Origin of the sequence: Yoonia vestfoldensis, assembly GCF_002158905.1 — a bacterium.
Lineage (GTDB): Bacteria > Pseudomonadota > Alphaproteobacteria > Rhodobacterales > Rhodobacteraceae > Yoonia > Yoonia vestfoldensis_B.
Window position 1 is genome coordinate 3,592,664 of the sequence record NZ_CP021431.1, and the last position, 21,025, is coordinate 3,613,688.

Sequence of the window (21,025 nt, forward strand, 5' to 3'; positions counted from 1 at the left end):
GGGGCGCCTGTGCTAGTGTCAACCAAGTCTGACATAGCGATCACCTTTTGAAAAGGGCGGGCGAATAGTATTTGTCAACTTTACCTTACACATCTAGAGTGAGGTTATGTTGACACATGATCAGACTGATTCAAACGCGGCCATCGTCATCGGGGCGGGCCTTGGCGGGCTTGCGGCCGCGATGCGTCTGGGTGCCAAAGGCTATGCCGTCACCGTTTTGGACCGGCTGGATTTGCCCGGCGGGCGGGGGTCATCCATCACGCAGGACGGGCATCGTTTCGATCTGGGGCCGACGATCATCACCGTCCCGCAGGTCTATGAAAACCTCTGGCGGGCTTGCGGGCGGGATTTCCACAAGGATATCAGCCTGCGCCCGATGGACCCGTTCTACGAAGTGCGCTGGCCCGATGGATCGACATTCACCGCGCGGCAGGACACAGACGCGATGCTGGCCGAGGTCGCCCGCCTGAGCCCCGCTGATGTGGCGGGTTACAAGCGGTTCCTGAAAGACAGCGAGGCCTGCTATAAGGTCGGGTTCGAAGGCATGGTCGCCAAGCCGATGAACAAGATCTGGGAAACGATCAAGGTGCTGCCCGAATTCGCCCGCCTGCGTGCGGACCGCTCGATCCTCGGGCTGGCCAAGGCGCGGGTCAAGGATGCCCGCCTGCGCATGGCTTTGTCGTTCCATCCACTGTTCATCGGGGGCGATCCGCGCAAGGTCACGTCGATCTATGCGCTGGTCGCCTATCTGGAAAAGACTTACGGCGTGCATTACGCGATGGGCGGCGTGCAGGCGATTGCCAATGCGATGGTCAAGGTGATCAAGGTGCAAGGCGGCACCGTCCGCCAGAATGTCGAGGTGGACGAGCTGCTGATCGACAACGGGGCTGCCAAAGGCGTGCGCCTGACCGATGGCAGCGTGATCCATGCGCCGCTGGTCGTCAGCAATGCCGATGCGGGCCATACCTATCAGCGCCTGTTGCGCAACCATCCGCGCAAACGCTGGACCGACAAGAAACTGAAATCGCGGCGCTGGTCGATGGGTCTGTTCGTCTGGTATTTCGGCACCAAAGGCACGGCGCAGATGTGGCCCGATGTGGGCCATCACACGATCACCAACGCCCCCCGCTATGAGGGTCTGCTGCGCGACATTTTCATCAAGGGCAAGCTGTCCGACGACATGAGCCTTTATATCCACCGCCCCGGCGTCACCGATCCCAGCGTCGCGCCCAAAGGCGATGATACGTTCTACGTCCTGTCACCCGTGCCGCATCTGGGGTTCGACAATCCGGTCGATTGGGCCACGGAATCCGCGATCTACAAGGCCAAGGTCATGGCCGAGGTGGAAAAAACCATCCCCGGTTTCGCGGATCGCATCAGCACCGAAATGATCCTGACGCCTGAGGATTTCCGCGACCGCTATCTGTCGCCGAACGGATCGGGCTTTTCAATCGAACCGCGCATCCTGCAATCGGCCTGGTTCCGCCCCCATAACATCAGCGAAGAGGCCAAGGGCCTGTTTCTGGTCGGCGCAGGCACGCATCCGGGCGCCGGTGTGCCGGGCGTGATTTCCAGCGCCGAGGTATTGGCGAAACTGGTCCCCGACGCCCCGGTGCAGATGCCATTGAAAGTGGCGGCAGAATGATCCGGCCCGAGGATCTGGCGCATTGCGAAAATGCGATCCGCCACGGGTCGCTGTCGTTTCACGCCGCCTCGCGCCTTTTGCCATCCTCGGTCCGTGATCCCGCGCTGGCGCTTTACGCCTTTTGCAGGCTCGCCGATGACGAGGTGGACGAAGGCACCCAGCAGGCCGGTGCCGTGCTGCGCCTGCAAGACCGGCTGGACCTGGCCTATGCCGGCACTCCCCGCAACGCCCCCGAAGACCGCGCCTTTGCCGCGATCATCGACGAATTCGAGATGCCCCGCGCCCTGCCCGATGCCTTGCTTGAAGGGCTGGCATGGGACGCGGCCGAATACCGCTATGACACCCTGTCCGGCGTCCGCGATTATTCTGCCCGTGTTGCCAGCGCCGTCGGTGCCATGATGTGCGTGCTGATGCGGGTGCGCGACCCCGATGCGCTGGCGCGTGCCTGCGATCTGGGGGTGGCGATGCAGCTGACCAATATCGCGCGCGATGTGGGCGAAGACGCGCGGATGGGCCGGATCTATCTGCCGCTCGACTGGCTGGCAGAGGCGGGGATCGACCCGCTGAATTTCACCCGCGACCCTGTGCCTGACGCGGCTTTGCGATTCATGGTCAAACGCCTGCTGGCCGAGGCGGACAGGCTCTATCTGCGGTCCGAATCTGGCATCAACGCGCTGCCCGTCAAGACACGCACCGGTATCTGGGCCGCGCGGCTGATCTATGCGGGTATCGGCAGACAGGTCCGGCAGAACGGCTATGACAGTATCACGATGCGGGCGCGGACCTCGGTGACGCAAAAACTGGGTTGGGTCGGGCAATCCGCGCTGCGCACCGCCTTTTCCGTCATGACGCCGAAATCGCCGATCATCTATGCGCGCCCCTTGGACGAGGTGGCCTTTCTGGTCGATGCCGCAAGCCGGTCCAAACCCAGCCAAAGCCGGTCCCTGGCGGTGCTGGACGTGCTGGCCGATCTGCGCAGCCGCCAAGCAGGGGTTGGAAACAGCGGCCATCGCGCCTAGGTAGGTTGGGTAGCGCGAAAGGGCCTCTGATGGATTATGTGCTGTTCTTGCTGTTTCTGGCCGCGACCTTTGCCGCCGGATCGACCGGTGCGCTGTTTCCGACAGGCGCATGGTATAAAAGCCTGAACAAACCGACATGGGTGCCGCGCGACTGGATGTTTCCTGTGGCATGGACATCAATCTATCTGCTGATTTCCTTTGCCGGCGCGCGGGTCGCGATGATTGACGGCAATGGCTATGCGATGGCTTTCTGGGCGATCCAGATCGCGCTGAACGCGCTCTGGACGCCGGTGTTCTTTGGCCTGCGCCGCCTGAAAGGCTCGCTGCCGATCATCGGGGCGCTGTGGCTGGCGGTGCTGGGCTGCACCATCACGCATTTCCAGCTGGATGTCTGGGCCGGGCTGGCCTTTGTGCCCTATCTGGTCTGGGTGACCATCGCGACCGCGCTTAGCATCGCGATGCTGCGGCTGAACCCCGATGAAAAGCCACTCGACCTGAGCGCGATCTGACCCCCCTTGAACACTGCCTGAATCGGTGTCAATTTTGGGGATGGAAAATCACATCAAATCATGGGCGGATGTCGCCCCGCATCTGGTCGCTGTCGCCGCAGGCCGCAGCCCCGCCGATATGGTCATCCGTGGCGGCAAGCTGGTCAATGTCCAAACCCGAGAGCTGCTGGATTGGCAGGTCGCCATCGCCGCCGGGCGTTTCGCCTATATCGGCCCTGACGCCAGCCATTGCATCGGCCCAGATACCGAAGTGATCGAGGCGGATGGCCGTTACCTGATCCCCGGCCTGTGTGACGGGCATATGCATATCGAAAGCGGCATGCTGACCCCCGCCGAATTCGCCGCCGCCGTGATCCCGCATGGCACGACGACCATGTTCACCGACCCGCATGAGATCGCCAATGTCCTTGGCCTGCGCGGTGTGCGGATGATGCATGACGAGGCGCTGATGCAGCCCGTCAATATCTTTACCCAGATGCCGTCCTGCGCGCCTTCTGCCCCCGGTCTGGAAACCACTGGATTCGAGATCAGCGCCGATGACGTGGCACAGGCGATGGCATGGCCCGGCATCATCGGTCTGGGCGAGATGATGAATTTTCCGGGCGTCGTGAACGGTGATCCGCAGATGCTGGCCGAAATGGCCGCCACGATGCGCGCGGGCAAGACCGTCGGCGGCCATTATGCCAGCCCTGACAAGGGCGTGGCCTTTAGCGCCTATGTCGCAGGCGGCGCCGCCGACGACCACGAAGGCACGGCAGAGGCGGACGCGCTGGCCCGCACCCGCAACGGCATGCGGTCGATGATGCGGCTAGGCTCGGCCTGGTATGACGTTGAAAGCCAGATCACGGCGGTGACGCAAAAGGGGCTGGATCCGCGCAATTTCATCCTCTGCACCGATGATTGCCATTCCGGCACCTTGGTTAATGATGGCCATATGAACCGCGTCGTGCGCCATGCCATCGCTTGCGGCTGCGACCCGCTGATCGCCTTGCAAATGGCGACGATCAACACCGCGACCCATTTCGGTCTGGAACGTGAGCTTGGCTCGATCACGCCGGGCCGCCGCGCCGATGTGATCCTGACCTCTGACCTTGTCACGTTGCCGATCGAGCACGTGATTGCACGCGGCAAGACCGTGGCGCTGAACGGCAAGATCACCGTGGATTGCCCGCATTACGACTGGCCCGATGATGCGCGTCAGACGGTGCGGATGGGCAAGCTGCTGGATCACGCCGATTTCGCCGTCCCCGCGCCGAAAGGGGCCAATAGCGTCGTCGCCAAAGTCATCGGCGTCGTCGAAAACCAGGCCCCGACCGAGGCGCTGACCGCCGAATTGCCCGTGGTCGATGGTGTGGTCGAAGGACAAGGCGATACCTATCAGATCGCGCTTGTCGAACGGCACCGCGCGACGGGTAAGGTTGTGAACGGCTTTGTTTCGGGTTTTGGCTATAGGGGGCGGATGGCCATCGCCTCGACCGTGGCGCATGACAGCCACCATATGATCGTCGTCGGCACCGACCGCGCGCTGATGGCCAAGGCGGCGAACCGGCTGGGCGAGGTCGGCGGCGGTGTCACCGTCTGGAAAGACGATGCCGAATTGGCGCTGGTCGCATTGCCCATCGCGGGGCTGATGTCCGACAGCCCCGCGGCAGAGGTCGCCGCCTCGGCCGATGCCATGGTCGCCGCGATGGCCGCCTGCGGCTGCACGCTGAACAATGCCTATATGCAGCATTCGCTGCTGGCGCTGGTTGTCATACCGGCGTTGCGGATCTCTGATCTGGGCTTGGTCGATGTGACGAAATTCGAAATTACCGATCTGTTCGAGGAAAATACATGAACGCTCCCCAAAAGGTTGTCATCCGGACACCTGACCTGCCGCAAGCCAAGGCCTTTACCGATCCGAAAAAGGCGGTTGCGCGCTTGATCGAAATTTATGATGCTTCTGTCGGGTTTCTATCAGAGAACTTTATCACCGCCCTGCGGGACGGCCAGCCGGAAACACGGTTTCGCGCCTTCTATCCCGAAATCCGCCTGACCACGACGACCCATGCCAAGATGGACAGCCGGCTGTCCTTTGGCCATGTCGCCGAACCGGGCACCTATGCCACGACCGTCACCCGCCCTGACCTGTTCCAAAGCTATCTGGAACAGCAGATCGACCTTTTGCTCAAAAGCCACGGCGTGCCCGTGGTGATCGGCACTTCGGACACGGTGATCCCCGTGCATTTCGCGGTGGCCAATGATCCGGGCGTGACCGTGCCGCAGGACGGGTCGATGGATTTCAACCTGCGCGACAATTTCGACGTGCCGGACCTGAGCACCACGCATGATGCCATCGTCAACGGTGCGGGGTTCACCTATCCCGACGGGGCGCACCCGCTGGCGCCATTCACCGCGCAGCGGATTGATTATTCGCTGGCGCGTCTGGCGCATTACACGGCCACCGCGCCCGAGCATTTCCAGAACCATGTGCTGTTCACCAATTACCAGTTCTATGTCGAGGAATTCGAGGCTTTCGCCCGCAAGATGCTGGCCGATCCTGCCAGCGGCTACACGAGTTTCGTCAGCACCGGCAATGTCGAGATCACGGCCCATGACGCGCCGCTGCCGGTGCCTGCGAAACTGCCGCAGATGCCGACCTATCACCTCAAACGCGCGAATGGCGCGGGGATCACGCTGGTCAATATCGGCGTCGGCCCGTCGAATGCGAAAACCGCGACCGACCATATCGCCGTGCTGCGCCCGCATGCCTGGCTGATGGTGGGTCATTGCGCGGGCCTGCGCAATTCGCAGCGGCTGGGCGATTTCGTGCTGGCCCATGCGTATCTGCGCGAAGATCACGTGCTGGATGATGATCTGCCGGTCTGGGTGCCGATCCCGGCGCTGGCGGAAATCCAGATCGCGCTGCAAACGGCGGTGGCGGATGTCACCCAGCTTGAAGGCTACGAGCTGAAACGCATCATGCGCACTGGCACCGTTGCCACCATCGACAACCGGAACTGGGAATTGCGCGAACAGGCGGGACCGGTGCAGCGGCTGTCGCAATCGCGCGCTATCGCGCTGGATATGGAAAGCGCGACGATTGCCGCCAATGGTTTCCGGTTCCGCGTGCCTTATGGCACCCTGCTTTGCGTCTCCGACAAACCGCTGCATGGTGAATTGAAATTGCCCGGCATGGCATCGGATTTCTACAAAACGCAGGTTGCGGCGCATCTGATGATCGGTATTCGCGCGATGGAATTGCTGCGCGAAATGCCGCTGGAACGCATCCATAGCCGCAAATTACGCAGTTTCGAGGAGACTGCTTTCCTCTGACGCAAGAAAAAACGGTGGAAAAGTGCGTTTTTGCCTTGTCAGGAGCCACTATTCGTTGTGGTGTGCCACAACATACCGTTATAAGGGCGGGGAATAGGCCCTACAGATGGGGCGAATGAGGGAGACCAGTAATATGGCGACGAAACCAATGACCAAAGCGCAGCTGGTTGCTGCAATTGCCGATCAGACCGGCATGGACAAAAAAGCAGCAGGCGCTGCGCTGGATGCCGTGACCGGCATCATCACATCCGAAGTGGCTGGCGGCGGTGCTGTCACCCTGCCCGGCGTCGGCAAGATCTATTGCCGCGAACGCCCCGAGCGGATGGTGCGCAACCCTGCCACCGGCGAGCAGATCAAGAAAGAAGCCGACAAGGTTGTCAAAGTGACGATCGCCAAGGCCCTGAAAGACAGCGTCAACGGCTAAGCTATCGGGCCTTGTGCCGGATGCGAAATCAGGAAAGGGTCGCCCCGACAGGCGGCCCTTTTTCTCGTGAGGTGACATGGATATCAAAGCGGTTCTGATGGGCCTCGCCTTCGCGTTCATGTGGTCCTCGGCCTTTACCTCGGCGCGGGTGATCGTGGAATATGCGCCGCCGCTGTCCGCACTGGCGCTGCGGTTCCTGATTTCCGGTCTGATCGGTGTGGTTATCGCTTGGCTGCTGGGGCAATCCGCGCGGCTGACGCGGCGGCAATGGACCGGGGTGCTGGTCTTTGGGATCTGCCAGAATGCGCTTTACCTCGGGCTGAACTTTGTGGCGATGCAGACGATTCCCGCCTCCTTGGCCGCGATCATCGCCTCGACCATGCCGCTGCTGGTGGCGCTGGTTGGTTGGGTGGTCTTTGGCACGCGGGTGCGCCCTTTGGGGATCGCAGGGCTATCGGCGGGGGTGATTGGCGTGGTGCTGATCATGGGCGCGCGGATCCAGGGCGGGGTCGATATCTTTGGCCTGATCCTCTGCGTGATCGGGGTGATTTCGCTGACCATCGCCACGCTGGCGGTGCTGGGCGCATCCTCTGGCGGCAATGTGCTGATGATCGTGGGCTTGCAGATGCTGGTCGGATCGGCGCTGCTGTGGATACCCGCCATGACATTGGAAACGCTAGAGGTGACCTGGAACTGGCAGCTGATCCTGGCCTTTAGCTATACCGTGCTGGTGCCGGGGCTGGCGGCGACGCTGGTCTGGTTCTTGTTGGTTGGCCGGATCGGCGCGGTCAAAGCATCGACCTTTCACTTTTTGAACCCGTTCCTGGGCGTCGCTGTGGCCGCGATCCTGTTGGGTGAAAAGATCGGGCCGCTGGATGTACTGGGTGTCGCGATTATCGCGGGGGGTATTCTGGCGGTGCAATTGTCGAAACAGACGTAAGGTGGATCGTGATCCACCTTACCCGATCACACCGCGCACGCCGCCGGTCTGGCCGCGATCCAGCAGCAAATGATCCAGGATCACGCAGGCCATCATCGCCTCGCCCACCGGCACAGCGCGGATGCCGACGCAGGGGTCGTGGCGGCCCTTGGTGATGACTTCGGTCGGGCTGCCGTCCATCATGATCGACTTGCGCGGGGACAGAATGGATGAGGTCGGTTTCACCGCAAAGCGCACGACGATATCCTGCCCCGTGCTGATCCCGCCAAGGATGCCGCCCGCATGATTGGACGCATATTCCGGCCCGTTCGGCCCCATGAAAATCTCATCCGCGTTATCCCGCCCGGTCAGCGCGGCGGCGGCCATGCCTTCACCGATTTCGACACCTTTGACGGCGTTGATCGACATCATCGCGGCGGCCAGATCCGTGTCGAGCTTGGCATAAACCGGCGCGCCGATGCCCGCAGGCACGCCGCGCGCCACCACCTCGATGATCGCGCCGACCGAATTGTGATCATCCTTGCGCAGCCATGTCAGATAGTCGTTCCATTCCGCTGCGGCCTGCGCATCGGGACAAAAGAAATCGTTTTGGTCGATCTGGTCCCAATCCATCCGGGTGCGGTCGATCTGCTTGGTGCCCATCTGGGTCATGTAGCCTTTGATCTGCACATTTGGCGCAATCGCCTTGATCGCCTCGCGCGCCACACCGCCTGCCGCCACCCGTGACGCGGTTTCGCGCGCCGATGACCGCCCGCCACCGCGCGGATCGCGCAGCCCGTATTTCTGGTGATAGGTGATATCGGCGTGACCGGGGCGGAACGTATTCAGGATATCGCCATAATCCTTGGACCGCTGGTCGGTGTTGCGGATCATCAGCTGAATGGGCGTGCCGGTGGTGCGCCCCTCATAGACACCCGACAGGATGTCCACCGCATCGGGTTCATTGCGTTGGGTCGTGTTCTTGTTCAGACCGGGGCGGCGTTTGTCCAGCCATTGCTGGATCATCGCAGGGTCCAGCGGCACGCCGGGCGGGCAGCCATCGACCGTGGCACCCAGCGCTGGCCCGTGGCTTTCGCCCCAAGTGGTAAAGCGGAACAAATGACCGAAACTGTTGATGGACATGGCAAACCCCTGTTTGGCATCGGTCTAGCGGGCGGGGGGGGCAGGCTCAAGAGGTTTCCCTTGCGCCCCGCCGCGTTCCACCCTAGCTTGCGCCCCACCTCGGGGTGCCTTTACCGGCTGAGATGCGTTTGCAGACCCGTTGAACCTGAACCGGTTAGGACCGGCGGAGGGAAGGTATGGCAATCCCGCTATTCCCCCAATCCGCCCGTCGCATTTGGAGGATAGAATGCAAAAATCCATTTATCTGCCACTTGTTGCGGGATTTGCGCTTTGTGCCAGCGGCACCGTCGCGCAGACCCCCGTATTGCAAGTGATGACATATGACAGCTTCGTCAGCGACTGGGGCCCCGGCCCCGCGATCGAGGCCGCCTTCGAGGAAACTTGCGGCTGTGATCTACAATTCATCGGCACTGGTGATGGTGCGGCGCTGCTGGCGCGGCTCCAGTTGGAAGGTCCACGGACCGAGGCTGATATCGTGCTGGGCCTTGATACCAACCTGATCGCCGCCGCGCGTGCAACGGGCCTGTTTGCACCCCATGGTGTGACCGCTGATCTGGACTTGCCGATCACCTGGGATGATCCTGAATTCCTGCCCTTCGACTGGGGCTATTTCGCCTTTGTCGGCAATGCCGGTGCCGAAGCGCCGACATCCCTGCGCGCCTTGGCCGACAGCGATATCCGGATCGTTATTCAGGACCCCCGGTCATCCACCCCCGGTCTGGGCCTGCTGATGTGGGTCAAGACCGCCTATCCTGACAGCGCCGCCGATCTGTGGGCTGATCTGGCCGATAATATCGTCACCGTCACGCCGGGCTGGTCCGAAGCTTATGGCTTGTTCCTCGAGGGCGAGGCGGATGCCGTCCTGTCCTATACCACATCCCCCGCCTATCACCTGATCGCGGAAGAGGATGACAGCAAGCGCGCTTGGGCCTTTGACGAAGGCCATTACATGCAGGTCGAGGTCGCGGCCAAAGTCGCCGGCACCGACCAGCCGGAACTGGCGGATCAATTTCTGGCCTTCATGGTCTCGGATGCGTTCCAGTCGATCATCCCGACGACCAATTGGATGTATCCCGCCGTGATCCCCGAGGCTGGCCTGCCCGCCGGGTTCGAGACGCTGATCACCCCCGATCTGGCCCTGCTGCTGTCGCCCGAGGATGCCGCAGCGATCCGTGATACGGCGCTGGACGAATGGCGCAACGCGCTGTCGCAATAGCGCCGCGCTGGCCCGGTGCCGCAGCGGCGGCGCTGGTGCTGGTGCTGACCATTGGCACGCTGGCCGCTGTCGGCTGGCGCGCCGAATGGCAGCGCGGGCTGTCGCCTGCCGATTGGGCCGCGATCCGGTTTACTGTCACGCAGGCGCTGGTGTCCGCAGGGCTGAGTGTGCTGCTGGCAATCCCCGTCGCGCGCGCGCTTGCGCGGCGGCGGTTTCGGGGGCGGTCTTTGCTGATCACGCTGATGGGTGCGCCGTTCCTGTTGCCGGTCGTGGTGGCGGTGATCGGCTTGCTGGCGGTGTTCGGACGCGCAGGCGTGGTCAACAGCGCCCTTGCATGGCTTGGCCTGCCCGCGATCAGCATCTTCGGCTTTCACGGCGTGGTTTTGGCGCATGTCTTTTTCAACCTGCCGCTGGCGATCCGGCTGATCCTGCAAGGCTGGCTGGCGATCCCGGCGGAAAAGTTCCGCCTTGCCGCATCGCTGAACGCGCCTGTGGGCCGCTTGCTGGAATGGCCGATGCTGCGCCGGGTGGTGCCGGGGGTCTTTTTGGTGATCTTTCTGATCTGCCTGACCAGTTTCGCAGTGGCGCTGACGCTGGGCGGCGGGCCGCGTGCGACCACGGTCGAACTGGCGATCTATCAGGCGCTGCGGTTCGATTTCGATCTGGGGCGCGCGGCCTTGCTGGCCTGTGTGCAATTCGGGCTCTGCGTGGTGGCGGCGGCCATCGTCTGGCGGCTGTCCTTGGTCGATACGATGGGCACAGGGCTGGACCGTGTCGTGCAGCGCTGGGATCTGCGCTGGCCGGTGCTGGATTACCTGATGATCGGATTGGTCGCCCTGTTCCTGTTCACCCCGCTTTGCATGGTGGTCTGGCGCGGTCTGCCGGGGCTGGCGCTGCTGCCTGCCGATATCTGGGCGGCGGCGGGGCGGTCGGTGATCGTGGCGGCATGCTCTGCCCTGCTTTGCCTCTGCATGGCGCTGGCGCTGGCACTGCGCGGCGGGCGGGTCATGGAAGTTGTCGGCGTCTTGCCCTTGGCGGCGTCAGGCCTGGTTGTGGGCACGGGGGCATTCCTGCTGGTCTATCCTTTCATCAACCCCGCGCGTCTGGCCTTGCCAATCACCGTGCTGGTCAATGCGACATTGGCCTTGCCCTTTGCCTTGCGCGCGATCGGGCAGGCCGTGGACGAGGTGGCGCGGGATTATAGCCGCCTTGGTGCCAGCCTTGGCCTGTCGCGCTGGGGCTGGGTGCGGATTGTCGTGCTGCCGCGCATCCGCCGGCCCTTGGGCTTCGGGGCGGGGCTTGCCGCGGCTTTGTCGATGGGTGATCTTGGGGTCATCACGCTTTTTGCGGGCGAGGCACAGCAGACCCTGCCGCTGGCCATGTACCGGCTGATGGGTGCCTACCGGATGGAGGCTGCCGCAGGGGCCGCCCTGCTGCTGCTGGCGCTCAGTTTTGTGGCCTTCTGGATCTGCGACCGGGGAGGGCGCGGCAATGCTGATCTGTGACAAGCTGGTCTTGCAGCAGGATGATTTCCGCCTCACAGCCGATGTCACATTCGGCGCGGGCAAGATCACCGCGCTGATCGGGCCGTCGGGTGCGGGCAAATCCACCTTGCTGGCGGCGCTGGCGGGGTTTCTGGCCCCGGCCGCAGGCCGGGTGCTGTGGCAAGAGACCGAGATCACCGCCCTGCCACCCGGTGCCCGCCCGGTCAGCGCGATCTTTCAGGATAACAACCTGTTCGCGCATCTGAGCATTGCGCAGAATGTGGGGCTGGGGCTGCGCCCCGCGCTGCATCTGGGCGCGGCCGAGCGTGCAGAGGTCGACCGCGCCTTGGCATCGGTCGGGCTGGCCGGGCTGGGCGCGCGCAAACCCGCGGCGCTGTCAGGCGGACAGCAAAGCCGCGCGGCGCTGGCGCGGGTTCTGCTGGCGGACCGGCCCGTGGTGCTGCTGGATGAACCTTTTGCCGCGCTTGGGCCGGGTCTGAAGGATGATATGCTGGATCTGGTGCAAGCGACTTTGGGCGCGGCAGGGCGCACGGTTCTGATGGTCACGCATGATCCGGGTGATGCACGGCGCATCGCGGATGCGGCCTGTCTTGTCGCTGATGGGACCGTCTCTGCGCCGGTCGCAACACAGGCGTTTTTCGATGCCCCCTCTGCCGCGCTGGCGGCCTATCTGGGCTGAACGAAAAAGGCCCGCCGATCTGGCGGGCCTTTTCATTTTGGAACAAGCGGGCGTTACGCCTTTTTGTTTTTATAGGGCGCCCACAAACGCTTGTTGGTCAGATAGAGAAGCACCGACAGCAGCGTCAGGAAAATGACGCCGGTCAGGCCAGCCTGCTGGCGGGCCATCATCTTGGGCTCTGCGGTCCACATCAGAAAGGCCGCGACATCCTTTGACACTGCGACAAGATCGGTTGCACTGCCGTCTTCGTAGAAAACGTCATCGCCATAAAGCGGTGGCGCCATGGCGATCCAGCTGCCGGGTACCTTGTGGTCGCCATTTGGATATTTGCAGCTGTCCGGGAAACCGCCAGCGGCAAAAGCGATGTTGTAATATCCGTCCATCGGTTCGCCTTCGAGGGCGCATTCAGGTTCTTCCACATAGCCGGTCATCAAAGAGGCGATATATTCCGCGCCCCCCATGCCCCGGAACAGCTGTGCCAGACCGGTGCCATATGGCCCCGAAAAGCCAGCGCGTGCCTTGGCCATCAGCGTCAGATCCGGCGCATTGGACAGGTTCGACATCGGGAATTTATCGGCTGGGGTGGCGGGGCGGAAATCGCCTTCGCCGTCAAACAGGGCCTGGTCGAAAACTTCGTAGAATTCGGCATAGGCGCGCATCTGATCCTCGGGCAGGTCCGGCCCGCCGGCGTCCGACAGGTTGCGGAAGGACAGATATTGCAGGCCGTGGCAGGCTGCGCAGATTTCTGTGTAGACCTGCAAGCCGCGCTGCAGCTGCATCTGGTCGAACTGGCCGAATGGACCTTCGAACGAGAAGGCATAATCGGTCACTTCGATCTTGGCGCCCGCCGCGATGGCCTGCCCTGATGTCAGGGCAAGCGCTGCTGCGGCGGCGAGTGTGGCGTTACGGAACATATTCATTGGTCTTCCTCACTCGGCCGGATTGGCAACAGGCGCGCTGTCGCTTTTCGGCGCGTAATGCGCGTTATAGTCGTCCTCGATTGTCGCTGGCGGTGTCAGCGGCTTTTCGATGACACCAAGCAGGGGCAGGATCACCAGGAAATAGGCGAACCAGTAAACCGAGCCGACCAGCGCGATATAGGGATAGATCCCCTCTGCCGGCATGGCCCCTGCCCACATTAGGACAAAGAAATCGACGACCAGCAGCCAGAACCAATATTTGAACATCGGGCGATAGCGGCCGGACCGCACGGTCGATGTGTCCAGCCAAGGGGCCAGCGCCATCACGACGATCGCGCCGAACATCGCCAGAACGCCAAAGAATTTCGCGTCGATGATGCCAAAGGTGATCCATTGGGTGAAAATCACCAGCCAGACTTCGCCGTCAAAGGCGCGCAGGATCGCGTAGAATGGCAGGAAATACCATTCCGGCACGATATGCGCAGGCGTCGCCAGCGGGTTTGCCGGGATATAGTTATCGGGGTGGCCCAGATAGTTCGGCATGAACCCGACGATTGCCATGAAGACGGCCAGGATCACGGCCAGCGCGAACAGGTCCTTGATCACGAAATAGGGCCAGAACGGCAGCGTGTCTTTTTCGGCGTCTTCTTTGGACGTGCGGCGGACTTCGACGCCCGTGGGGTTGTTGTTGCCGGTCGTGTGGAAGGCCCAGATATGCACGATCGTCAGGCCCAGCAGGATGAAGGGCAGCAGATAATGCAGCGAGAAGAACCGGTTCAGCGCAGGCTGACCCACGGCCGATGCACCCAAAAGCCAAGTCTGCACGCCTTCACCGATGAAAGGAATAGCGCCGAACAGGCCGGTGATCACGGCGGTCCCGTGGAACGACATCTGCCCCCATGGCAACACATAGCCCATAAAGGCGGTGCCCATCATCAGCAGATACATCAGCATCCCGATGATCCAGGTCACTTCGCGTGGGGCCTTGTATGACCCGTAATAGAGCGACCGGAAGATATGCGCGTAAACCGCGACAAAGAACAAGGATGCGCCATTCTGGTGGAAATAGCGGATCATATGGCCGCCGTTCACGTCACGCATGATATGTTCGACCGATGCAAAGGCCATGTCCACATGCGGCACATAATGCATGACCAGCACGATACCGGTGACGATTTGCAGCACCAGCGTGAAGACCAGCACGATCCCCCAGATCCACATCCAGTTCAGGTTGCGCGGGGTCGGCAGCATCAGGGTGTCATAGATCAGCCCGACGATCGGCAGCCGCGTGTGCAGCCACTTTTCGCCATTGGACTTTGGTTCGTAATGGTCGTGGGGGATACCAGCCATGGATCGCTCTCCTTAACCGAGTTGAATGGTTGTTTCGTCCACGAAGGACGCGACGGGAATATCAAGATTGCGCGGTGCAGGCCCGCGACGGATGCGCCCTGCGGTGTCGTAATGCGACCCGTGGCAGGGGCAGAACCAGCCGTTGAAATCACCCGACTGACCCAGAGGCACACAGCCAAGGTGGGTGCAGATGCCCATCTGGACCAGCCAGACGCCATCTTCGGACAAGGCGCGATTCGCGTCGCTTGCATCCGCTGTTGGATCAAGGTTGGCGTTTTGCGACAGACCGTCGGGCAATGTCGAAAGATCGACGGCATTCGCCTCGGCGATTTCGGCCTCTGTGCGGGCGCGGATGAAAACCGGCTTGCCCTGCCAAAGCACCGTCAGCTGCGTGCCGGGGTTGACGGCGCTGACATCCACGCGGATCGACGCCAGCGCAAGCACGTCGGCAGAGGGGTTCATCTGATTGACTAGAGGCCAGACTGCGGCACCTGTCACGACAACGCCGGCACCGGCGGTGGCATAGTAAAGGAAGTCGCGGCGTGTTCCCTGATGTTCTTCAACTTGTGACACTGGGTGCATCTCCGGTTCGTTGGCGGGCAACCTGCCCATAAATAAAATAGGCCGATGTTGCCATCGGTCCAATTCGCCGCTGTTTAGCCCCGTTCACCACAGGCGTCCAGCGGACATTCGGGCGCAGGGTCAACCCCGGTTTCACGGTGGCGCGCCCGCAGGGTCACATGTCTTGTCCTGCGCCGCTGCGGGTCACATAGGTCGAATGGCGACCCAGCCTGTAATCAATTCGGTTTTTTGCTGCCAATATGCGTGAATTTGTGGCCGAGTAGGCACAGAAGGGCAAGATACGCGGTATCACTTAATGTTTTATTGCGCCTTTTTGCGGCAGTCTTTAGGGGTGCTTTCCGACTGCTACGCTGGAGATTCGATCATGTTGCGCACCTTTGCACTTTGCTGCGGCCTGTTGGCTTTGCCGACATTGGGTTCTGCCGAGGTCGAGCTGAGCTTTTATGGCGGCGCGCAATCCGCACCTGACTCTGATGTCGTGATTCGGGGTGACAGCGTGATACCCAATTCCGATTTCTCGCAAAGCTGGGAAGGCCGCTCCGCCAGCGCACCGATCTATTACGGTATCCGCCTGACCCGGTGGCAATCGCCGACCTTCGGCTATGGCCTCGATTTCGCGCACAACAAGATCTATCCCAAAGATGACAATATGCCGACCGGCTTTAGCGTGCTGGAATTTACCGATGGTCTGAACATCCTGACGGTGAACGCCTATCGCCGCTGGCCCAATATGCTGGGCGCGATGACGCCCTATGTTGGCGGCGGGCTTGGCGTGTCGATCCCCTATGTCGAGGTGGAATACGGTGCCTCTGAAACCTTTGGCTATCAGCTGGCCGGCCCTGCCGCGACCTGGATCGCCGGTGCAAGCTATCCGATCAGCGACCAATGGTCGGTCTTTGGTGAATATAAAGGCACATTTTCGTCGAACAAAGGCGATCTTGATACCGGCGGCACCATTGAAACCGATGTGTTCACCAATGCGGTGAATGTCGGCGTCAGTTTCAACTTCTGAATATCAGACCGCCGTGTCGGCCATGCTGGTGCGGCTGACGAAAGTCGCGTGCCATTGCGCTAGCGCGTCATTTCCCTGTCGCCAACCGCGCGCATCATGGCGCAGGTCCACATAGGACAGCGCGCAGGCGATCCCGATATGCCCGATATCCAGCGGGCCTTGCAGATGGCTCATCCAGCGGGCGTTGACAGCGGCGATGCTGCGGCTGGCCTTGCCCCATTGCGCATCGATCCAATCGGATGATTGCTGCGCTTCGGGGCGCAGCCGCGCCTCGTAGGTCATCAGCACGGCGGCTTCCATGATCGCATCTGCCGTTGCTTCCAGCGTCAAAACGTCCCAGATGCGCGCCTGCGGATAGAATGAGCCGCCTGCGTGATCGTTCAAAAACCGCGTGATGACGCGGCTGTCATAGATCGCAGGGCCGGTGTCGCGGACCAGCGCGGGGATCTTGCCGGTGGGATTGGCCGCGATGACCGCCGGATCAGAGGCCAGCGGCGTTGTAGTCACGGCCACTTCTTCCACCTGATCCAACAGGTCGAGTTCGCGCAGCACCACACGGACCTTGCGCACAAAGGGGGAAGCGGGGGACATCAGCAGTTTCATCGTGGCACCTGTTTGCAAGTCAGCCGAACAAGACCTGATCCTGCCCGCTTTGCCAAGGCGGATATTTCTGCATCACGGCGGCAAAACGCGCGGAGGCTTTGAAATCATCCAGCCAGCGCGCCAGATCCCGCATGTCCTGCGCTGCGAACCACGCAAGGTCGATATGGGCGAATTGGCGCAGGAAGGGCAGGATCGCCATATCCGCCATGCGCGGCCGCGCCCCGAACAGGAACGCCGACCCCCGCAACTGCGCGTCCAGATCGCGCAGGAAATCCAGCGCCTTGGCGCGTTCGGTCGCCATGTCCAGATCGGGATAGCGCGGGGCATATTTGGTGTGATCGAGCGCGGTCTTGAACGGCCCGTCGCAAAGGTCGATCAGGTCATGCCCCTGCTGCGGCATGTCCAGCCAGCCTTCGGGGTCGTTCTGCGCCAGCGCCCAGAGCATGATGTCGCGGCTTTCGGCAATCACGCTTTCGCCGGTGTCGATGACCGGCACGGTGCCTTTGGGCGAGGTCGCCAGAAACGCCGCCGGTTTGGCGCGCAGCAGGATTTCACGCAGGTCCACCTGAACGCCGCTGGCATGGATCGCAAGCCTTGCGCGCATGGCGAAAGGACAGCGGCGGAAGGTCCAGAGGATGGGGCGGGATTGCAAAGATTCGATGCCTCCGGCGGGGATCACGTCAAATCGCGCTTTGTGCGCATTGACGCGCTTGGAAGATGTCAGACGGTCAGGCGGTTGTCGGCAGAGCCTGTGATTGTTGCCGTGACAATCCGGCTTTCGGGCTGGTCGGTGGCAAAGGTCACTTCGGTGAATTGTTCGGTGCGCCCCATGCGCGGGCTTTCCATCAGGATCTGATGGCTGCGCCCGATCTGGGCGGCCAGATGTGTGCTGACCTGCGCATCGCCCGCAGCGCGCAGCCGGGCGGCGCGGTCCTTGATCGCAGCACCGTTCACGGCGGGCATGCGCGCGGCGGGCGTGCCGGGGCGGGCGGAATAGGGAAAGACATGCAGCCATGTCAGATCGCAATCGCGCACCAGGGCGAGCGAATTGGCGAACATCGCTTCGGTTTCCGTGGGGAAGCCTGCGATGATATCGGCACCGAAGGTCATATCGGGGCGCAAGCGCCGCGCGGTTTCGCAAAAGCGGATCGCATCATCGCGCAGGTGGCGGCGTTTCATCCGTTTCAGGATCAGATCGTCGCCATGTTGCAGTGACAGATGCAAATGCGGCATCAGGCGTGGTTCGGTTGCGATGGCGGTAAGCAGGTTGTCGTCAACCTCGATACTGTCGATAGAGCTGATCCGCAGGCGCGGCAGGTCGGGCACCAGTTTGAGGATCCGCATCACCAGATCGCCCAGCCTTGGTGCGCTGGGCAGGTCAGCCCCCCAGCTGGTCAGGTCGACGCCGGTCAGCACCACCTCGGCATAGCCGCGATCCACCAGCCGTTTGATCTGGTCGACCACCACACCGGCAGGGACAGACCGCGAATTGCCGCGGCCAAAGGGGATGATGCAGAATGTGCAGCGGTGGTCGCAGCCGTTTTGCACCTGCACATAGGCGCGGCTGCGGGTGCCGAAACCGTCGATCAGATGACCCGCCGTTTCGGTCACCGACATGATGTCATCGACCTGCACGGCTTCGGTCTGGCCGATCAGGTCGGGCGTCAGCCGCGCCCATGTCGCGGGGTCCATCTTTTCGGTATTGCCGATGACCAGATCGACCTCGGCCATTTTGGCAAAAGTGTCCGGTTCGGTCTGGGCGGCGCAGCCTGTCACGATGATACGCGCATCCGGATGGTCGCGGCGCAGTTTGCGGATGTCCTGACGGGCTTTGCGCACGGCCTCGGCCGTCACGGCGCAGGTGTTCACGATCACGGCATCCTGCACGCCTGCCTGGGCTGCCAGGTCTTTCATGGCTTCGGTTTCATAGGCGTTCAGCCGGCAGCCGTGATTCGAAAAGATCGGTGTCTTGGTCATGACAGCCGCCATTGCCCGTCAAAGACATAGGCGGTCGGTCCTGTCATCCAGACCCCGTCCTCGCGCCAGTCGATGGCCAGATCGCCGCCGTCCAGCGTGATCGTCACCGCCCGGCCGGTCAGCCCGCGCCGCGCCGCCGCGACCGCCACCGCGCAAGAGGAAGAGCCAGAGGCCAGCGTCACCCCCACGCCCCGTTCCCAGACCCGCATCCGCAGATGGTCGGGGCCGATCAGGCTGGCGAATTGGACATTGGTGCGCTGCGGGAACAGCGGGTGATGTTCGATCAGCGCGCCGCGCTTGGCCAGATCGACCGCCGCGGCATCAGCGACGAAAAACGTGCAATGCGGGTTGCCCATGCCGGTGGCGACCGGTGTGCCGTCAATCGGCAGATGCAGCGTATCCATCTGTTCACAAAGCGGAATTTCCTGCCAATCAAGCTGTGGCTGGCCCATGTTGACCGCGGTCAGCCCGCCGCCTGCATCCTTTGCCTGCAATGTGCCCCGTGCTGTCGTGATCGTCAGCGCATTCTGTCCGGTCTGGTCCATGACCAGCCGCGCGATGCAGCGTGTCGCATTGCCACAGGCGGCGGCGGTCGATCCGTCACTGTTCCAGAATGTCAGGTGCAGATCGGCCGTGGCACTGTCAGAGATCACCGCAAGCTGGTCAAATCCGACGCCCCGATGCCGGTCTGCAATCGCCTGCGCAAGCGTCGCCGTCACGCGTGGCGCTGCCCCGCGTTCGTCCACGACGACGAAGTCGTTGCCAAGCCCGTGCATCTTGCGAAAGGGCAGAAAGGTGTGATCCGTTTGTGTCATGGCGGCGATATAAACAAAGCCCCGACACATATCCAGCCGCGAAGGCATTTGGGGGTTGACCGCGATGCAGCAGCTTTCTAAGTAGCGCCCTGTGTGGGCCGGTAGCTCAGCTGGTAGAGCAACTGACTTTTAATCAGTAGGTCTCGGGTTCGGATCCCGACCGGCTCACCAAATAAAAAGGCCCAGGCATTGCTGCCTGGGCCTTTTGTTTTGTTTGTTGGCAGTTGCGCCCGTTTAGAACAGCAGCGCGATGATGATCACGACGACAAGTGGCGCGCCGAGAAGCCAAGCGATGATAGCCGGCATTGGATGATCCTTTCCTTTATGGCCAAGACTTAGTCACGGCGGGCTGCGATAGCGTCGAACCCCGTGCCAGCGTCGCGGTGATGTCCGCCTGCCATCGCGGCAAAGAGAGCGGCAACAGCCCCGATCAGCAGCGTCGCCGCGGCGATGAACCCAAAGACGATGCCAGCCACGCGGGCCTGTTCCACCGCGTCCCGTGCTGCGGTCATCGCCTGATCCAGCTCTGCGCCGATCTGGGTGACGCGGCTGCGCGCCTCTTGCTGGGTCAGGGTGCTATTGGTGGCGATCACCTGCGCCAGATAGCTTTGGTCGCGCGCGGTCATATTACCTGTCGTCACGGTGCGGGTGATGATGCCGGCGATCTCTTCGCGGGTGGCCGGGTCGGTATCTGCCGTGGCATTGACCGCAGGACGCAGCATCAGATCGGCAAAGTAATCGGCCGAGACTGCCTCTGTCACCGCCTCGGTGGTGCTTTGCGCGCCGGACCCCAGCACGGCAGATCCGGCACCGACCAGCCCGCTGATCCCCGATGCGCCGATCATCAGGCTGACCACGGCCCCCAGCGCCCAGACGATCAGACCGTGCATCCCGTCACGCGCCGAGACTTCGTCCGATGTCGCATCGCCGATCTGGCTGCGCATCCGGCCGGCAAGATAGCCACCGGCCCCGAAAGCCGTGACCATGACCCAGGCAAACCAGATGCCCGCGGCAATGGCGATCCAGGCGGCGGATACGCCTTCGCCTTCATAGGGCGATGTCAGGGACAGGCCCAGCCCCGCCCCAAAGCTGATCAGCACAAAAGAGATGGCCAGCGCAAAGACGGCACCGGCAAGAATGGCAGCCCAATCGATGTAAGAGGGCACCGCGACACCTTGTTGCGGCGGCGTGATCTGGGCGGGGCGCGGCGGAATATTGGCGGCGGTCATGGCGGATATCCTTGCAAGCGCCAAATCAGCCGAGGCCGACGAAGCTGAGAATGGCAAGCACGATGACGACCGCGCCGACGATATAGATGATCTGGTTCATGATGGGTTCTTTCATTTCCTTGGCGCTTGGGGGCGCATGGGATGCGCACAGGGCGTCTGATGA

General features: G+C 62.2%; 20 protein-coding genes, 1 tRNA gene and 1 riboswitch. Of the genes, 12 read left to right on the plus strand and 9 right to left on the minus strand.

The genetic code is table 11. From position 1 onward, the window contains the following. The first annotated feature begins 106 nt into the window (after nt 1-106). The 7 genes from LOKVESSMR4R_RS18005 to LOKVESSMR4R_RS18035 all read left to right on the plus strand — a co-directional run bounded on the left by LOKVESSMR4R_RS18005 (nt 107) and on the right by LOKVESSMR4R_RS18035 (nt 7,852). A complete protein-coding gene (locus LOKVESSMR4R_RS18005) occupies nt 107-1,645 on the plus strand; it encodes a phytoene desaturase (RefSeq protein WP_087211653.1) in 1,539 nt (512 codons plus the stop codon). Then, nucleotides 1,642-2,664, plus strand: coding sequence for a 15-cis-phytoene synthase (gene crtB / locus LOKVESSMR4R_RS18010; protein ID WP_087211656.1), 1,023 nt, complete (start codon nt 1,642-1,644; stop codon nt 2,662-2,664). The genes LOKVESSMR4R_RS18005 and crtB overlap by 4 nt, the downstream gene beginning before the upstream one ends. A gap of 29 nt (nt 2,665-2,693) precedes the next feature. Then, a complete protein-coding gene (gene tspO / locus LOKVESSMR4R_RS18015; RefSeq protein WP_087211659.1) occupies nt 2,694-3,173 on the plus strand; it encodes a tryptophan-rich sensory protein TspO in 480 nt (159 codons plus the stop codon). Nucleotides 3,174-3,213: 40 nt separating this feature from the next. Further along, nucleotides 3,214-5,010: an adenine deaminase gene (locus tag LOKVESSMR4R_RS18020; protein ID WP_087211662.1), complete on the plus strand. Its 1,797-nt coding sequence runs from the start codon at nt 3,214-3,216 to the stop codon at nt 5,008-5,010. Then, nucleotides 5,007-6,488, plus strand: coding sequence for an AMP nucleosidase (locus LOKVESSMR4R_RS18025; RefSeq protein ID WP_087211665.1), 1,482 nt, complete (start codon nt 5,007-5,009; stop codon nt 6,486-6,488). Before LOKVESSMR4R_RS18020 ends, LOKVESSMR4R_RS18025 begins: the two co-directional genes overlap by 4 nt. Nucleotides 6,489-6,621: 133 nt before the next feature. Further along, nucleotides 6,622-6,912, plus strand: coding sequence for an HU family DNA-binding protein (locus LOKVESSMR4R_RS18030; RefSeq protein ID WP_007206370.1), 291 nt, complete (start codon nt 6,622-6,624; stop codon nt 6,910-6,912). A 76-nt stretch (nt 6,913-6,988) separates the two neighbouring features. Beyond that, nucleotides 6,989-7,852, plus strand: a complete 864-nt coding sequence (locus tag LOKVESSMR4R_RS18035) for a DMT family transporter (RefSeq protein ID WP_087211668.1) — start codon at nt 6,989-6,991, stop codon at nt 7,850-7,852. An 18-nt stretch (nt 7,853-7,870) separates the two neighbouring features. Here the strand turns inward: LOKVESSMR4R_RS18035 and aroC are convergent, their stop codons facing one another. Continuing rightward, on the minus strand, nt 7,871-8,974 hold the full coding sequence (gene aroC / locus LOKVESSMR4R_RS18040; protein ID WP_087211671.1) for a chorismate synthase: 1,104 nt from the start codon (nt 8,972-8,974) through the stop codon (nt 7,871-7,873). Nucleotides 8,975-9,064: 90 nt separating this feature from the next. Further along, a riboswitch (TPP riboswitch) is annotated at nt 9,065-9,163 on the plus strand. A gap of 37 nt (nt 9,164-9,200) precedes the next feature. Between aroC and thiB the strand changes: the two genes are divergently transcribed. From thiB to LOKVESSMR4R_RS18055, 3 genes are read left to right on the plus strand one after another with little or no spacing between them, the layout of a single operon-like run. After that, the gene (thiB, locus tag LOKVESSMR4R_RS18045) at nt 9,201-10,190 is read left to right on the plus strand and encodes a thiamine ABC transporter substrate binding subunit (RefSeq protein WP_237331845.1); all 990 of its coding nucleotides are present in this window, start codon (nt 9,201-9,203) and stop codon (nt 10,188-10,190) included. Continuing rightward, a complete protein-coding gene (locus tag LOKVESSMR4R_RS18050; protein ID WP_087211675.1) occupies nt 10,166-11,695 on the plus strand; it encodes an ABC transporter permease subunit in 1,530 nt (509 codons plus the stop codon). Before thiB ends, LOKVESSMR4R_RS18050 begins: the two co-directional genes overlap by 25 nt. After that, on the plus strand, nt 11,682-12,374 hold the full coding sequence (locus tag LOKVESSMR4R_RS18055) for an ATP-binding cassette domain-containing protein (RefSeq protein WP_087211679.1): 693 nt from the start codon (nt 11,682-11,684) through the stop codon (nt 12,372-12,374). Before LOKVESSMR4R_RS18050 ends, LOKVESSMR4R_RS18055 begins: the two co-directional genes overlap by 14 nt. A 53-nt stretch (nt 12,375-12,427) precedes the next feature. Here LOKVESSMR4R_RS18055 and LOKVESSMR4R_RS18060 read toward each other — a convergent pair whose 3' ends face one another. Genes LOKVESSMR4R_RS18060 through petA form a run of 3 tightly spaced genes read right to left on the minus strand, consistent with a single transcriptional unit; the run spans nt 12,428 to nt 15,217 of the window. After that, nucleotides 12,428-13,294 (minus strand): cytochrome c1, encoded by an 867-nt coding sequence (locus tag LOKVESSMR4R_RS18060; RefSeq protein ID WP_087211682.1) that lies wholly within the window; start codon nt 13,292-13,294, stop codon nt 12,428-12,430. Nucleotides 13,295-13,303: 9 nt separating this feature from the next. Next, nucleotides 13,304-14,644, minus strand: coding sequence for a cytochrome b (locus LOKVESSMR4R_RS18065; protein ID WP_087211685.1), 1,341 nt, complete (start codon nt 14,642-14,644; stop codon nt 13,304-13,306). A 12-nt stretch (nt 14,645-14,656) separates the two neighbouring features. Next, entirely contained in the window at nt 14,657-15,217 is a 561-nt protein-coding gene (gene petA, locus LOKVESSMR4R_RS18070) for a ubiquinol-cytochrome c reductase iron-sulfur subunit (RefSeq protein WP_087213548.1), read from the minus strand. Nucleotides 15,218-15,590: 373 nt separating this feature from the next. Between petA and LOKVESSMR4R_RS18075 the strand changes: the two genes are divergently transcribed. After that, the gene (locus LOKVESSMR4R_RS18075; RefSeq protein WP_087211688.1) at nt 15,591-16,238 is read left to right on the plus strand and encodes an outer membrane protein; all 648 of its coding nucleotides are present in this window, start codon (nt 15,591-15,593) and stop codon (nt 16,236-16,238) included. A 3-nt stretch (nt 16,239-16,241) separates the two neighbouring features. Here the strand turns inward: LOKVESSMR4R_RS18075 and LOKVESSMR4R_RS18080 are convergent, their stop codons facing one another. The 4 genes from LOKVESSMR4R_RS18080 to dapF all read right to left on the minus strand — a co-directional run bounded on the left by LOKVESSMR4R_RS18080 (nt 16,242) and on the right by dapF (nt 19,633). Then, nucleotides 16,242-16,841 (minus strand): glutathione S-transferase, encoded by a 600-nt coding sequence (locus LOKVESSMR4R_RS18080; protein WP_087211691.1) that lies wholly within the window; start codon nt 16,839-16,841, stop codon nt 16,242-16,244. Nucleotides 16,842-16,860: 19 nt separating this feature from the next. Next, on the minus strand, nt 16,861-17,493 hold the full coding sequence (locus LOKVESSMR4R_RS18085; RefSeq protein WP_087213551.1) for a glutathione S-transferase: 633 nt from the start codon (nt 17,491-17,493) through the stop codon (nt 16,861-16,863). Between the two features lie 68 nt (nt 17,494-17,561). Further along, nucleotides 17,562-18,818, minus strand: a complete 1,257-nt coding sequence (gene mtaB, locus LOKVESSMR4R_RS18090; RefSeq protein ID WP_087213554.1) for a tRNA (N(6)-L-threonylcarbamoyladenosine(37)-C(2))-methylthiotransferase MtaB — start codon at nt 18,816-18,818, stop codon at nt 17,562-17,564. Then, complete coding sequence (gene dapF, locus LOKVESSMR4R_RS18095; RefSeq protein ID WP_087213557.1) at nt 18,815-19,633, minus strand: diaminopimelate epimerase; 819 nt, start codon at nt 19,631-19,633, stop codon at nt 18,815-18,817. Before dapF ends, mtaB begins: the two co-directional genes overlap by 4 nt. A 95-nt stretch (nt 19,634-19,728) precedes the next feature. Here dapF and LOKVESSMR4R_RS18100 point away from each other — a divergent pair. After that, nucleotides 19,729-19,804 (plus strand) — tRNA-Lys (locus tag LOKVESSMR4R_RS18100). Nucleotides 19,805-19,968: 164 nt separating this feature from the next. On the opposite strand, the gene LOKVESSMR4R_RS18105 is transcribed toward LOKVESSMR4R_RS18100, so the two are convergent. After that, nucleotides 19,969-20,862 carry a hypothetical protein gene (locus LOKVESSMR4R_RS18105; RefSeq protein WP_087211694.1) on the minus strand — a complete coding sequence of 298 codons (894 nt, stop codon included), beginning with the start codon at nt 20,860-20,862 and terminating at the stop codon, nt 19,969-19,971. Between the last annotated feature and the right edge of the window lie 163 nt (nt 20,863-21,025).

Coding starts and splice junctions, on each gene's coding strand:
- LOKVESSMR4R_RS18075 (WP_087211688.1), top strand. CDS start 15,591: ATGTTGCGCACCTTTGCACTTTGCTGCGGCCTGTTGGCTTTGCCGACA.
- LOKVESSMR4R_RS18055 (WP_087211679.1), top strand. CDS start 11,682: ATGCTGATCTGTGACAAGCTGGTCTTGCAGCAGGATGATTTCCGCCTC.
- LOKVESSMR4R_RS18030 (WP_007206370.1), top strand. CDS start 6,622: ATGGCGACGAAACCAATGACCAAAGCGCAGCTGGTTGCTGCAATTGCC.
- mtaB (WP_087213554.1), bottom strand. CDS start 18,818: ATGACCAAGACACCGATCTTTTCGAATCACGGCTGCCGGCTGAACGCC.
- LOKVESSMR4R_RS18105 (WP_087211694.1), bottom strand. CDS start 20,862: ATGACCGCCGCCAATATTCCGCCGCGCCCCGCCCAGATCACGCCGCCG.
- aroC (WP_087211671.1), bottom strand. CDS start 8,974: ATGTCCATCAACAGTTTCGGTCATTTGTTCCGCTTTACCACTTGGGGC.
- LOKVESSMR4R_RS18035 (WP_087211668.1), top strand. CDS start 6,989: ATGGATATCAAAGCGGTTCTGATGGGCCTCGCCTTCGCGTTCATGTGG.
- LOKVESSMR4R_RS18080 (WP_087211691.1), bottom strand. CDS start 16,841: ATGAAACTGCTGATGTCCCCCGCTTCCCCCTTTGTGCGCAAGGTCCGT.
- crtB (WP_087211656.1), top strand. CDS start 1,642: ATGATCCGGCCCGAGGATCTGGCGCATTGCGAAAATGCGATCCGCCAC.
- LOKVESSMR4R_RS18065 (WP_087211685.1), bottom strand. CDS start 14,644: ATGGCTGGTATCCCCCACGACCATTACGAACCAAAGTCCAATGGCGAA.
- LOKVESSMR4R_RS18020 (WP_087211662.1), top strand. CDS start 3,214: ATGGAAAATCACATCAAATCATGGGCGGATGTCGCCCCGCATCTGGTC.
- dapF (WP_087213557.1), bottom strand. CDS start 19,633: ATGACACAAACGGATCACACCTTTCTGCCCTTTCGCAAGATGCACGGG.
- LOKVESSMR4R_RS18025 (WP_087211665.1), top strand. CDS start 5,007: ATGAACGCTCCCCAAAAGGTTGTCATCCGGACACCTGACCTGCCGCAA.
- LOKVESSMR4R_RS18050 (WP_087211675.1), top strand. CDS start 10,166: ATGGCGCAACGCGCTGTCGCAATAGCGCCGCGCTGGCCCGGTGCCGCA.
- LOKVESSMR4R_RS18005 (WP_087211653.1), top strand. CDS start 107: ATGTTGACACATGATCAGACTGATTCAAACGCGGCCATCGTCATCGGG.
- LOKVESSMR4R_RS18060 (WP_087211682.1), bottom strand. CDS start 13,294: ATGAATATGTTCCGTAACGCCACACTCGCCGCCGCAGCAGCGCTTGCC.
- thiB (WP_237331845.1), top strand. CDS start 9,201: ATGCAAAAATCCATTTATCTGCCACTTGTTGCGGGATTTGCGCTTTGT.
- tspO (WP_087211659.1), top strand. CDS start 2,694: ATGGATTATGTGCTGTTCTTGCTGTTTCTGGCCGCGACCTTTGCCGCC.